The sequence below is a fragment of the Kosakonia oryziphila genome (assembly GCF_900094795.1).
Classification (GTDB): Bacteria; Pseudomonadota; Gammaproteobacteria; order Enterobacterales; family Enterobacteriaceae; genus Kosakonia; species Kosakonia oryziphila.
In genome coordinates, this window is the sequence record NZ_FMBC01000016.1 from 37,586 (window position 1) to 50,160 (window position 12,575).

Below are 12,575 nucleotides of genomic sequence, written 5' to 3' on the forward strand. Positions count from 1 at the left end.
TGTTTGGGCAGGGACAAGAACGTCGCTGCCTTACGCATCCGGTAAGGCAGCAAAAGCAGGCTTACCGGGAAACAGTTCTCCATCGCGGGAGAGGTGTGGGATCGGGATCCATCAGGCCTCCGGTAAGGGTAAGAATGGCATTCGTAAAATTACGCTGCGATATCATAGCTCCGCTGAATTAAACCAAACGTATACGCAACGATATTTAGCCTTGCAAAATACATAAACCAGACTTTGCTCATTGCTGGCGGTTGGAACCTGAACGAAACTCCTCTATTCTGCAATCCGCCTTAATAAGGAACAGGACTGGACGCATGCAAAACCGGCTGACAATCAAAGATATTGCGCGTTTAAGCGGGGTGGGGAAATCCACCGTTTCCCGCGTGCTAAATAACGAAAGCGGCGTGAGCCAGCGGACGCGCGAAAAAGTGGAGGCCATCGTCAATCAACACGGTTTTTCCCCTTCCCGTTCCGCACGCGCCATGCGCGGACAAAGCGACAAAGTAGTGGCAATTATCGTCTCGCGTCTCGATTCCCTGTCGGAAAACCTGGCGGTACAGACCATGCTTCCCGCCTTCTACAAACAGGGTTACGACCCGATCATGATGGAGAGCCAGTTTTCGCCGGAACTGGTCGGCGAGCATTTGCAGATGCTGAGTCACCGCAATATCGACGGCGTCGTGCTGTTTGGTTTTACCGGCATTACCGAAGAGCTATTGGCTTCCTGGCAGTCATCGTTGGTGCTGCTGGCGCGTGACGTGAATGGTTTTTCTTCGGTTTGTTACGACGATGAAGGCGCTATTCAACTATTGATGGAAAAACTCTACGCTCAGGGCCATCGCCATATCAGCTTTATCGGCGTGCCGCACAGCGATGTCACGACCGGCAAACGCCGCCACGATGCTTATCTGGCATGCTGCCAGCAATACCAGCTTGAACCGCTCTCCGTGCTGCCAGGCCTTGCCATGAAGCAGGGTTACGACCACGTAGCTGATGTGCTGACACCGCAAACCACCGCGCTATTGTGCGCTACCGATACGCTGGCGCTGGGCGCCAGCAAATACTTGCAGCAACAGCGCATCGAAAACCTGCAACTTGCCAGTGTGGGTAACACGCCGTTGATGAAATTCCTGCATCCGGAAATTGTTACCGTCGATCCAGGCTATGCTCAGGCAGGCCGCCAGGCCGCTGCCCAGTTAATCGAACAAGTAAATGACCGTGCTGATTTACGACAGATTGTGATCCCCGCCAAGCTCGCCTGATTGTGCCGTACGGTTTATTGTGATCCTCGCCTGATTTCGGGAACGTTCCCATTTTTTATTTTTTTGCTCCTGGTTACGCTTTGCTCCGGTCATTACGCATCATTTCTCCTTCGAGAGGCACCTTGATGGGCAAAGTAAATCAATCCGATATTGAGAAGTTAATCGCACTGGTGGGCGGGCGTGAAAACATCGCTACTGTCAGCCACTGTATTACGCGGTTACGCTTCGTGTTGAACAATCCGGCAGCGGCCAATCCGCAAGAAATTGAGCAGTTGCCGATGGTTAAAGGCTGTTTCACCAATGCAGGACAGTTTCAGGTGGTGATCGGCACTAACGTTGGCGACTACTATCAGGCGCTGCGCGAAGCCGCTGGCCTGGCGCATGCTGACAAAGAGCAGGCCAAGCTGGCGGCGCGGCAAAATATGAAATGGCACGAGCGCCTGATCTCTCATTTCGCAGAGATCTTTTTCCCACTGCTTCCGGCGCTGATCAGCGGAGGCCTGATTCTCGGTTTCCGTAACGTGATCGGCGATGTGCCAATGAGCAATGGCCAGACACTGGCGCAGATGTTCCCGTCGCTGAAAACGGTCTACGACTTCCTTTGGTTGATTGGTGAGGCGATCTTCTTCTATTTGCCGGTTGGCATCTGCTGGTCAGCAGTGCGCAAAATGGGTGGAACGCCGATCCTCGGGATCGTACTGGGCATTACGCTGGTGTCACCGCAGTTGATGAATGCCTATCTACTGGGTTCGCAAACGCCGGAAGTATGGAATTTCGGCCTGTTTACCATCGCTAAAGTCGGTTATCAGGCGCAGGTTATCCCGGCGCTGCTGGCGGGTCTGATGCTGGGCGTGATTGAAACGCGCCTGAAACGCCTGGTGCCGGATTACCTCTATCTGGTTGTCGTACCGGTCTGCTCGTTAATACTGGCGGTGTTCCTCGCCCACGCCTTTATTGGCCCGTTCGGCCGCATGATTGGCGATGGCGTGGCTTATGCGGTTCGTCATCTGATGACCGGCAGTTTTGCCCCAATTGGCGCCGCGCTGTTTGGTTTTCTCTATGCGCCGCTGGTTATCACTGGCGTACATCAAACCACGCTGGCGATCGATATGCAGATGATCCAGAGCATGGGCGGCACGCCGGTATGGCCACTGATTGCGCTTTCTAATATCGCTCAGGGTTCGGCAGTGGTCGGTATCATCATTGCCAGCCGTAAACAAAATGAACGCGAGATCTCCGTGCCTGCCGCCATCTCTGCCTTTTTAGGCGTAACCGAACCCGCGATGTACGGCATTAACCTGAAATACCGCTTCCCGATGCTGTGCGCCATGATTGGCTCCGGCTTCGCTGGATTGCTGTGTGGTCTGAACGGCGTAATGGCGAATGGTATCGGCGTCGGCGGGTTACCAGGCATTCTCTCCATTCAACCCACCTACTGGCAGGTTTATATGCTGGCGATGGCCATCGCCGTGGTGATCCCTATTGCCCTCACTTCCTTTGTTTATCAGCGCAAGTTCCGTCAAGGCACTTTGCAGATTGTGTAATGTTTGGGGCGCGTTTGTGCCCCCTTTTTTTTCGCAGGAATTGTTATGAATACCCTTCCCCACTGGTGGCAGAACGGCGTCATTTACCAGATTTACCCAAAAAGTTTTCAGGACTCAACCGGCAGCGGTACCGGAGATTTACGCGGCGTCATCACCCGTCTCGACTATTTGCAAACTCTGGGTGTGGATGCCATCTGGCTGACACCGTTCTACATTTCCCCACAGATCGATAACGGTTACGACGTCGCGAATTATACCGCTATTGACCCCGCTTACGGTACGCTGGAAGACTTTGACGAACTGGTAGCACAGGCGCACCAACGCGGGATCCGCCTGATTCTGGATATGGTGTTCAATCACACCTCAACGCAGCACGCCTGGTTTCAAGCGGCACAGGATCCCGCCAGCCCTTACCGCAGTTTCTATATCTGGCGCGATGGCGAACCGGACGTACCGCCGAACAACTGGCGTTCCAAATTCGGCGGCAGCGCGTGGCGTTGGCACAGCCAGAGCGGCCAGTACTATTTGCACCTTTTTGCGCCGGAGCAGGCCGATCTCAACTGGGAAAACCTGGCGGTTCGCGACGCGCTAAAAGAGGTCTGCGCTTTCTGGGCGGATCGCGGCGTTGACGGTTTACGTCTCGATGTCATCAACTTAATCTCCAAAGAACAGGATTTCCCCGGCGATCACGACGGGGATGGTCGACGCTTTTATACCGATGGCCCGCGAGTGCATGAATTTCTGCAGGAGATGAGCCGCGAGGTTTTCCAGCCGCGTGAACTGATGACGGTGGGAGAAATGTCCTCTACTTCGCTGGAGAACTGTAAGCGCTATGGCGCGCTGGACGGCAGTGAACTGTCGATGACTTTTAATTTTCACCACCTGAAGGTGGACTACCCCAACGGCGAAAAATGGGTCCTCGCCCGGCCGGATTATGCGGCGCTGAAAGCGCTGTTCCTCCACTGGCAGCAGGGGATGCATGACGTCGCATGGAATGCGCTGTTCTGGTGTAATCACGATCAGCCACGCATTGCATCACGCTTTGGCGATGAAGGCGTACTGCGCATTCCGGCCGCCAAAATGCTGGCGATGATTTTGCACGGTATGCAGGGCACGCCCTATATCTATCAGGGCGAAGAGATTGGCATGACTAACCCGCACTTTTCCCATATTACCGATTACCGCGATGTCGAAAGCCTCAATATGTTCGCTGAGCAGCGCGCCACCGGACGCGATCCGGAAGAACTGCTGGCGATTCTGGCCAGTAAATCCCGCGACAACAGCCGTACGCCGATGCAGTGGAGCGCCTGTAAAAATGCCGACTTCACCACTGGCGAGCCGTGGATTGGCCTGTGCGATAACTACCGCGAAATCAACGTTGAGAAGGCCATCAGCGACCCTGACTCGGTGTTTTATACCTACCAGAAGCTCATCCATCTGCGTAAAACGCTGCCGCTGCTCGCCTGGGGCGATTATCAGGATCTGCTGCCCACACATCCATATCTGTGGTGTTACCGCCGCCAGTGGCAGGGTGAAACGCTGCTGGTTATTGCAAATCTGAGCAACACATTTCAGCCGTGGCAACCGGAAGAGATGACCGGCGACTGGCAAGTTGTGATCAGCAATTATGCCGAAACCTCCACAAAACCTGGCGATATGGTGCTTCGGCCGTACGAAGCCGTGTGGTGGCGACAGCCTTAGACTTATCCTGGTAAACACAAACACGACAGCAGGCATAAGCCTGCTGTTTTTGCTGAATTTTTAGTCAAAAGGAGAACGCTAAAATTTACATTGCGCCAGGCTGCCCGTCCTCTGTGCTATCAAATTTTTACTTTGTCCTGAGTCAATAAAAACGCAAACATGTTTGATGCAAATCACTATATATAGAAATTAGAATGCTCTCCAGCCCAACATCTTGTATTTCCCGTCTACTATTCAAACAAGCCGTCCCCATGGGAAGCGATACACGCTGTGGATAACACGGGCCAAAACGAGACAAACTGATTGGTTTTAGTAATGAATAGCTAAGCCATCAGCGCGCCTTTCATTGTGAATAACCTGTTTTTTAAAATGGAGTAATCATGACACCGCATGTGATGAAACGAGATGGCTGTAAAGTGCCTTTCAAATCAGAGCGCATTCAAGAAGCGATTTTGCGTGCAGCTAAAGCAGCGGGAGTCGATGACGCAGATTATTGCGCCACCGTCGCAGACGTAATCAGTCGTCAAATGCAGGATCGGTCGCAGGTTGACATCAGCGAGATCCAGACGGCCGTTGAAAACCAGTTGATGTCCGGGCCGTACAAACAGCTGGCGCGTGCCTATATCGAATATCGCCACGATCGCGATATCGCACGTGAAAAACGTGGCCGCCTGAACCAGGATATTCGCGGGCTTGTCGAGCAGACCAACTCAGCGCTGCTGAACGAGAACGCCAACAAAGACAGTAAAGTGATCCCGACGCAGCGCGATTTGCTGGCAGGGATTGTTGCCAAACACTATGCACGTCAGCACTTGCTGCCACGCGATGTCGTGCTGGCCCACGAACGCGGAGAAATCCATTATCACGATCTGGATTACTCGCCGTTCTTCCCGATGTTCAACTGCATGCTGATCGATCTGAAAGGTATGCTGACGCACGGCTTTAAAATGGGTAATGCGGAGATCGAACCGCCGAAATCGATCTCGACCGCGACCGCCGTCACTGCGCAGATCATCGCCCAGGTCGCCAGCCATATCTACGGCGGCACTACCATTAACCGTATCGATGAAGTGCTGGCGCCATTTGTCACCGCCAGCTTCGAAAAACACCGTAAGGTAGCAGCAGAGTGGCAGATTCCGGATGCCGACAGCTATGCCCACAGCCGCACCGAGAAAGAGTGTTACGACGCGTTCCAGTCGCTGGAATATGAAGTGAACACACTGCACACTGCCAACGGTCAGACGCCATTCGTCACCTTTGGTTTCGGCCTTGGTACCAGTTGGGAATCCCGTTTGATTCAGCAATCCATTCTGCGTAACCGTATCGCTGGTCTGGGTAAAAATCGCAAAACCGCCGTGTTCCCGAAACTGGTGTTCGCTATACGTGATGGACTAAATCATAAGTTTGATGATCCAAATTATGACATCAAGCAACTGGCGCTGGAGTGCGCAAGCAAGCGTATGTATCCGGATATTCTGAACTACGATCAAGTGGTTAAGGTTACCGGTTCGTTCAAAACGCCAATGGGCTGCCGCAGCTTCCTGGGTGTCTATGAAGAGAACGGCGAGCAGATCCACGACGGACGTAACAACCTGGGAGTTATCAGTCTGAACTTGCCGCGCATCGCGCTGGAAGCGAAAGGCAACGAAGCGGTGTTCTGGAAACTGCTCGACAGCCGCCTGGAACTGTCGCGTAAAGCGCTGATGACCCGTATCGCTCGTCTGGAAGGCGTGAAAGCGCGCGTGGCACCAATCCTTTATATGGAAGGTGCATGCGGCGTACGTCTGAAAGCGGACGACGATGTTTCCGCTATTTTCAAAAATGGCCGCGCATCGATTTCGCTGGGCTATATCGGCATTCACGAAACCATCAACGCGCTCTCCGGCAATAAACATATTTACGACAGTGAAGCGCTGCGGGCGAAAGGTGTGGCCATTGTCGAACGCCTGCGCCAGGCGGTCGATCAGTGGAAAGAAGAGACCGGTTATGGTTTCAGCCTCTACAGCACGCCTAGCGAGAACCTGTGTGACCGTTTCTGTCGCCTTGATACCGCTGAGTTTGGCGTAGTGGATGGGGTGACCGACAAAGGCTACTACACCAACAGCTTCCACCTCGACGTCGAGAAAAAGGTTAACCCGTACGACAAGATCGATTTCGAAGCGCCGTATCCGCCTTTGGCCAGCGGCGGTTTTATCTGCTACGGCGAATATCCGAACATTCAGCACAACCTGCGGGCGCTGGAAGATGTCTGGGATTACAGCTACCAGCATGTGCCGTACTACGGCACCAATACGCCTATTGATGAGTGTTACGAGTGCGGTTTTACTGGCGAGTTCGAGTGCACCAGTAAAGGCTTCACCTGCCCGAAATGCGGTAACCACGACGCCGCGCGCGTTTCGGTCACGCGCCGCGTTTGCGGTTACCTCGGCAGCCCGGATGCTCGTCCGTTTAACGCCGGTAAACAGGAAGAAGTTAAACGCCGCGTGAAACACCTCGGTAACGGGCAAATCGGTTAATATGTTGATCGCAGATGATGGCTGGTGACTTATCCGGCCTGTGAATCGTCTGTTATATATCCGCAACGCAATTGACGTCAGAACAAGGCGGCCATGGCGAGTGTCCCGGGGAGCTTACATAAGTAAGTGACCCGGGCGCACGTCAGCAGCCAACGCCGTTATGGCGTCAATTGATAAGCGGATGGGAAGCGAAAATGAATTATCACCAATATTACCCTGTAGACATCGTAAACGGCCCCGGAACCCGCTGCACCCTGTTCGTCTCCGGCTGCGTACATGAATGCCCCGGCTGCTACAATAAAAGCACCTGGCGGCTTAATTCCGGCGTTCCATTTACGTCTGAGATGGAAGATCGCATCATCGCCGATCTCAACGATACGCGCGTTAAACGCCAGGGCATTTCACTCTCCGGCGGCGATCCGCTGCATCCACAGAACGTGCCAGACATTTTAAATCTGGTAACCCGCATCCGCGCCGAATGCCCCGGCAAAGATCTCTGGGTGTGGACCGGTTACAAAATGGATGAACTGAATGCCGCCCAGCTTGAGGTGGTGGCCCTGATCAACGTGCTGGTTGACGGCAAATTCATTCAGGATCTAAAAGACCCAATGTTGATTTGGCGCGGCAGCAGCAACCAGGTTGTGCATCATTTGCGGTGAATACCGCTACAACCGCTTACGGGCCTGCCGGTAAGCGGTCGCCTTTTCTCGCTTTCCGACGGCAATAACAAACACCGTCACAATATTATCCCGGACCTGATAAATCAGTCGGTAGCCAGACGACCTGAGTTTGATCTTATAACAATCCGGAAAGCCATGCAGTCGGGCAGCCTCAATCCGTGGTTGGATCAGAACCTCCGCAATTTTCTTTTTGAGTTGCGCCCTTACTGTCTCCCCCAGCTTTTCCCACTCCCGGTATGCTCGTGGATCAAAGACCAGTTCATAGGTCATCCAGAGTAACCCTGATGCCTTTCTGCGGATTTGCCAGTCGCTCCCTGACGATTTTCAACAGCGCTTCTTCATCGTCGCTCATCGCCACGGTCTTAATCGGCATACGTCCATTTTCCGCCACATACTGAAACAACATGCGAACAGCTTCCGTCGGCGTAATATTGAGTTTTTCCAGCACGATCCACGCCTCTTTCTTGAGATTGTCATCCAGTCGTACATTTAGCGTAGCCATTATGCCTCCGGTAAAAAGAAAATGTGTAATGCAATATAGCATTACATTCGCATTACATACAGTTCTGGAAAGCGGCTCGCAAAAACTCAATGCGAAGCGATAAAGTCAGAAGCCGGATGTAGCGGCGGTACAGAGAAACTCTGCTGCATTCTCTGCACTTCTTGCGCAGGCGGCAGGCCAAACAACCGTTTAAACTCACGATTAAATTGTGACGGGCTTTCATACCCAACTGCATAGCTGGCTGCGGCAGCGGTCATCTCCTGGCGAACCATCAACATTCGCGCCTGGTGCAGACGCACTGATTTGACATACTGCATCGGCGGCATATGCGTCATTGCTTTGAAATGGCTATGAAATGTCGGTACGCTCATCCCCGCCTTGTCTGCCAGTTGCCTTAGGCTCAGCGCTTGATTGTACACAGCATGAATATGCCGCAGCACCTTGCAGATCCTGCCGAATTGCCCCTGCAACGCCAGCGCGGAACGCATGGCATGTCCCTGCGCCCCGGTTAATACGCGAAAATAGAGCTCGTGCACCAACGCTGGCCCAAGAACCGCCGCCTCCAGCGGGGAGCTTAGCGCCTCCAGTAACCGCAATTTTTCATGGGAGTACGACAATGTCCGCAAAAAAAATTGTTTTTATTACCGGCGTCAGCAGTGGTTTTGGCCGTGCGCTGGCGCAGGAAGCGCTGGCCGCAGGCTATCGCGTGATCGGTACGGTGCGTAACACGCGTTTGAGGCGCTGTCATCTGGCTGCGCTTACGGGCGTATCCTGGATGTCACGGATTTCTCAGCAATCGACAATGTTATTGCCGAAGCGCAAACCAGCGTCGGGCCCATTGATGTGCTGGTAAATAATGCGGGTTACGGTCATGAAGGGTTGATGGAGGAGTCACCGCTGGAAGCCCTGCGTCACCAGTTTGAGGTTAACGTGTTCGGTGCCATCGCCATGATGAAAGCGGTGCTTCCGGGCATGTGCCAGCGGCGTCGCGGGCACATCATCAACATCACCTCGATGGGGGGTTTTATTACCATGCCAGGCATTACTTACTACTGCGGCAGCAAATTTGCGCTGGAGGGAATTTCCGAAGCGCTGGGCAAAGAGGTTCAGCCGTTTGGCATTTTTGTTACCGCCGTCGCGCCCGGTTCGGTTCGTACCGAATGGGCGGGCCGTTCGATGATCCGCACACCCCGCTCAATTGCCGATTACGATGCGCTTTTCGACCCTATCCGCAAAGCGCGCGAGGAGAAAAACGGCAAACAACCGGGTAGCCACTACCCGGTTGTGTTAAAACCGGCTGACGCACTCCATCGCTACACTGCGGAAGGCGGCGAAATTGGCGCAACCGCAAAGTCTTGAAGCTGCACGCTCGCGCAGGAAGGTGACAAAAATATCGTAGATCGCCATTGCCTCTTCATACTCACTTTTACTGATCGCCAGCAGGAAGATGACATGCGCGATCTCCTCACCCCACTGAATACCTTTTGGCGCGAGCACGGTGTAGACCACAGTTTTCTTCGCCAGCAACCCCAGCGCGTGCGGCAATGCGATGCCCTCGCCGAGCATGGTGCTGACAATCGCTTCACGCTCCACCACGGAATCAACAAACTCTGCGCCGACAAAGCCTTCATCCTGAAGTTGATGACAAAGCGTTTGAAACAGCGTCTGCTGATCCATCGCGCCATCTATAATGCGGAAATGCGCGGCATCAAAATACTTTTCCAGCATCCACGGACGCGTTCTATCCACCAGCACCAGCTTGCCGATCTGCTCCAGTTGGTAATCAGTGGGGAAAGGCGCGATGGTGACGATCGGTTTGTCTTTCTCGCTGATCCGCGCAGTGGAAATAACAAAATCTTCCGCAATGCCGTCACACTGCTCGTAGTCGCGCAGCGTTACGGTACGGGAGATAACAATTTGCGGATATTTGCGCGCCAGCACCGCTTCAATCATCCGCACCATCGCATTCCCGGCATCGCACACCAGCAGCACGCTCGGCTGGCGCTGGTAGCCAATGTTGTAATGGCGCTCAAGCCCTACACCAATATGCAGCACCAGGAAGCCAATTTCGTTTTCGCTGATGACATACGGCGTGTATTTGCCCCAACTGGATACCGCCGCCAGCGTCATATCCCAGGCCATCGGATAATGCTGTTTAATGTTATCCAGCAACGGGTTAGGGATCATGATCTGGTAACGCACGCGGGTGATCATGGTTTTAATATGCGTCAGTAAATCCGCATGTAGTTGATCGTCACTTTGCAGGTTGTAGTTATAGTGCGTATTGATATAGCCGAGAATGTAGTTCACCAGCGTTTCGTCGTCGTCCGCGCTAATGGCGCTCGGCGCAATCTCCTGCACTCGTCGCCCGGCAATATGCACTCGCAACCAGTGTTCTTCTGACGCCGCCAGCGGTTTTCCCGCCAGTTGCTGTAACGTGGCAGAGATGGCGCGCGCTGCATCGCGCACGTTCTCATCGCCATCTTCCGCGGTAAATTCCGATAGCGGATACCCTTCGCTGATACGCCGCACCGCCACTGCACAATAGAGACGGATAAACAATTCCCCCTCATCAGTCAGGCGAATGTGATAACGGCTAAAGCAATCATGCAGAATGGCGGCCAGCGCCTCTGGCACCCCAGGGTTGAGTGCCTCTTCGGTGATCAGCGGGTTGTGCGCGTTTAGCTGCGCCAGTTCAAACAGCAGATCCGTCAGACAAGCGCGCAGCGCCATCTCGCTACCAAACAGCTTCATGCCGTGGCGCGGACGAGTTTCCAGTGTCAGGCGATAACGGGAAAACCACTCGCGCACTTCGGTCATGTCGTTTTGCAGCGTGGCACGGCTGACAAACCACTCATCCGCCAGATCTTCCAGCTTCAGGGAAAAGGCAGAGGTCAGAAACCGTACCACCAGGTAGTGCACCCGCTCCGGCCCGCTGCGGGGAATGCGCAGCAGGCGCGGGCGGGCAGCCTGTAGTGTCTGGTAACGCGTAGCGTCATCAATCTTCAGTTGATAACCGCTACCGCGCGTCAAAATAAACTGTGCGCCGTGATGCTCCAGCAGCGCATTTAAGGCGGTGATATCGGCCCGAACGGTACGCGTGGAGACCGACAGCCTTTGTGCCAGTTCATCCTGCGGCAGTGTTTCGTTTTGCAACATCATAAACAACTGCGCTAAACGTTGGTTCGGGAATCGCACATCAGTCTCCTGGCTTAGTAAGAGGAAATGACCATCTGAGATGGGCTACCCACCGGCGTGTAATCCGGCACAAAACTTAGCTTACCGTCCTTCGCAACGCGAAAACGGGTGACATTGTCGCTGCGTTGATTCATGACGTACAGCCAGCGTCCCTGTTTATCCAGCGTCAGCGAGCGCGGATAGTCACCGCGCGTCCAGACATCATCCTGATGTGCCAGCGAACCATCTGGCTGTACACTAAAGTGCGCCACGCTGTTATGCAGACGGTTAGCTACATACAGTTGTTTACCATCCCGACTGAGTACCAGACCGGCGGCAAAGCTGGTGCCTTTGTACGCTGCTGGCAGCGCCGAGGTGGTTTTGCCCTCTTTCAGCGTTCCGGTTGTGCTGTCCAGCGTGTAATACGTCAATGTTGAGGCTTCTTCATTAATCAACCACAACCCGTCACCTTTTGGCGTAAAGACAAAGTGACGCGGCCCGGCACCCTTTGAAGACGCGTTGATAAAAGATGGCTCGTTAGGCGTTAACTTGCCACTTTGCGCCTCCAGGCGGTACTGATAAATACGATCCAGTCCCAGATCGGTCGAGAAGACAAATTTCCCCTGTGGATCGGCGGCAATCATATGCGCATGTGGGCCGTTATGATCGCTGATGGCAAAGCTGCCCTCCACGGCTGCTGCGGGTTTAGCTGCTCCCGCTTCGCCCTGATCCTGGTGTCTGTCCACCGCCTCGCCAAGGCTACCATCGGCTTTTATCGGCAGTACAGCAATCGAACCGCTGACGTAATTCGCCACCAATAGATAACGCCCATTCGGCGTCAGCGCCAGATAAACCGGCCCGGCACCACCGGATGACACCTGGTTTAGTTCCTGCAATGCGCCGTTATCGCCAATGCGCAGCGCCTGCACCACGCCCTTTTCCACTTCGCTGGCGACATACAACGTTTTGCCATCCTGCGAAACGGTAAGCTGCGCCGCATTCGGCAGCGTACTGACCAACGTTTTGTTACCCAGCGCGCCGGATTGTGGGTCAACAGTAAAGCGGTAAACGCCTTCGCCGTTGGGGTTGTAGGTTCCCACCCAGGCGTACTGCGTCTGAGCAATGGCGCTGGTCGCCAGCAGAGAGAGTGAAGCAGCAAGCAGATGTCGGACAGTGTGCATGGTGGCTCCTTT

Annotated in this window: 10 protein-coding genes and 2 pseudogenes; 6 read left to right on the forward strand and 6 right to left on the reverse strand. The window is 54.0% G+C overall.

Going from position 1 to position 12,575, the window contains the following annotated elements; translation table 11 throughout:
* Nucleotides 1–61 precede the first annotated feature (61 nt).
* Entirely contained in the window at nt 62–166 is a 105-nt protein-coding gene (mgtL, locus tag GA0061070_RS25955; protein WP_139109744.1) for a mgtA regulatory leader peptide MgtL, read from the reverse strand.
* A 148-nt stretch (nt 167–314) separates the two neighbouring features.
* Between mgtL and treR the strand changes: the two genes are divergently transcribed.
* The 5 genes from treR to nrdG all read left to right on the forward strand — a co-directional run bounded on the left by treR (nt 315) and on the right by nrdG (nt 7,682).
* On the forward strand, nt 315–1,262 hold the full coding sequence (treR, locus tag GA0061070_RS09655) for a trehalose operon repressor TreR (protein ID WP_090135656.1): 948 nt from the start codon (nt 315–317) through the stop codon (nt 1,260–1,262).
* A 125-nt stretch (nt 1,263–1,387) separates the two neighbouring features.
* Nucleotides 1,388–2,806, forward strand: coding sequence for a PTS trehalose transporter subunit IIBC (gene treB, locus GA0061070_RS09660; RefSeq protein WP_090135657.1), 1,419 nt, complete (start codon nt 1,388–1,390; stop codon nt 2,804–2,806).
* Between the two features lie 45 nt (nt 2,807–2,851).
* Entirely contained in the window at nt 2,852–4,507 is a 1,656-nt protein-coding gene (treC, locus tag GA0061070_RS09665) for an alpha,alpha-phosphotrehalase (RefSeq protein ID WP_090135659.1), read from the forward strand.
* 380 nt (nt 4,508–4,887) lie between these two features.
* Nucleotides 4,888–7,023: an anaerobic ribonucleoside-triphosphate reductase gene (nrdD, locus tag GA0061070_RS09670; protein ID WP_090135661.1), complete on the forward strand. Its 2,136-nt coding sequence runs from the start codon at nt 4,888–4,890 to the stop codon at nt 7,021–7,023.
* Between the two features lie 194 nt (nt 7,024–7,217).
* Entirely contained in the window at nt 7,218–7,682 is a 465-nt protein-coding gene (gene nrdG, locus GA0061070_RS09675) for an anaerobic ribonucleoside-triphosphate reductase-activating protein (protein WP_090135663.1), read from the forward strand.
* 6 nt (nt 7,683–7,688) lie between these two features.
* Here the strand turns inward: nrdG and GA0061070_RS09680 are convergent, their stop codons facing one another.
* The 3 genes and pseudogenes from GA0061070_RS09680 to GA0061070_RS09690 form a co-directional block, all read right to left on the reverse strand.
* Entirely contained in the window at nt 7,689–7,973 is a 285-nt protein-coding gene (locus tag GA0061070_RS09680) for a type II toxin-antitoxin system RelE family toxin (RefSeq protein WP_090135665.1), read from the reverse strand.
* On the reverse strand, nt 7,963–8,205 hold the full coding sequence (locus GA0061070_RS09685; RefSeq protein ID WP_090135666.1) for a type II toxin-antitoxin system RelB/DinJ family antitoxin: 243 nt from the start codon (nt 8,203–8,205) through the stop codon (nt 7,963–7,965). The genes GA0061070_RS09680 and GA0061070_RS09685 overlap by 11 nt, the downstream gene beginning before the upstream one ends.
* An 86-nt stretch (nt 8,206–8,291) precedes the next feature.
* Nucleotides 8,292–8,801 (reverse strand): annotated as a pseudogene (locus GA0061070_RS09690) (helix-turn-helix transcriptional regulator); the annotation flags it as partial.
* Between the two features lie 20 nt (nt 8,802–8,821).
* Here GA0061070_RS09690 and GA0061070_RS09695 point away from each other — a divergent pair.
* A pseudogene (locus tag GA0061070_RS09695) lies at nt 8,822–9,474 on the forward strand (oxidoreductase); the annotation flags it as partial.
* A gap of 18 nt (nt 9,475–9,492) precedes the next feature.
* Here the strand turns inward: GA0061070_RS09695 and GA0061070_RS09700 are convergent.
* Nucleotides 9,493–11,403 carry a BglG family transcription antiterminator gene (locus tag GA0061070_RS09700; protein WP_090135668.1) on the reverse strand — a complete coding sequence of 637 codons (1,911 nt, stop codon included), beginning with the start codon at nt 11,401–11,403 and terminating at the stop codon, nt 9,493–9,495.
* A gap of 14 nt (nt 11,404–11,417) precedes the next feature.
* On the reverse strand, nt 11,418–12,563 hold the full coding sequence (locus tag GA0061070_RS09705) for a lactonase family protein (RefSeq protein WP_090135670.1): 1,146 nt from the start codon (nt 12,561–12,563) through the stop codon (nt 11,418–11,420).
* Between the last annotated feature and the right edge of the window lie 12 nt (nt 12,564–12,575).

Excerpts from the sequence above, each read along its gene's own strand:
- mgtL (WP_139109744.1), bottom strand. The coding sequence starts at position 166 with ATGATATCGCAGCGTAATTTTACGAATGCCATTCTTACCCTTACCGGA.
- treR (WP_090135656.1), top strand. The coding sequence starts at position 315 with ATGCAAAACCGGCTGACAATCAAAGATATTGCGCGTTTAAGCGGGGTG.
- treB (WP_090135657.1), top strand. The coding sequence starts at position 1,388 with ATGGGCAAAGTAAATCAATCCGATATTGAGAAGTTAATCGCACTGGTG.
- treC (WP_090135659.1), top strand. The coding sequence starts at position 2,852 with ATGAATACCCTTCCCCACTGGTGGCAGAACGGCGTCATTTACCAGATT.
- nrdD (WP_090135661.1), top strand. The coding sequence starts at position 4,888 with ATGACACCGCATGTGATGAAACGAGATGGCTGTAAAGTGCCTTTCAAA.
- nrdG (WP_090135663.1), top strand. The coding sequence starts at position 7,218 with ATGAATTATCACCAATATTACCCTGTAGACATCGTAAACGGCCCCGGA.
- GA0061070_RS09680 (WP_090135665.1), bottom strand. The coding sequence starts at position 7,973 with ATGACCTATGAACTGGTCTTTGATCCACGAGCATACCGGGAGTGGGAA.
- GA0061070_RS09685 (WP_090135666.1), bottom strand. The coding sequence starts at position 8,205 with ATGGCTACGCTAAATGTACGACTGGATGACAATCTCAAGAAAGAGGCG.
- GA0061070_RS09705 (WP_090135670.1), bottom strand. The coding sequence starts at position 12,563 with ATGCACACTGTCCGACATCTGCTTGCTGCTTCACTCTCTCTGCTGGCG.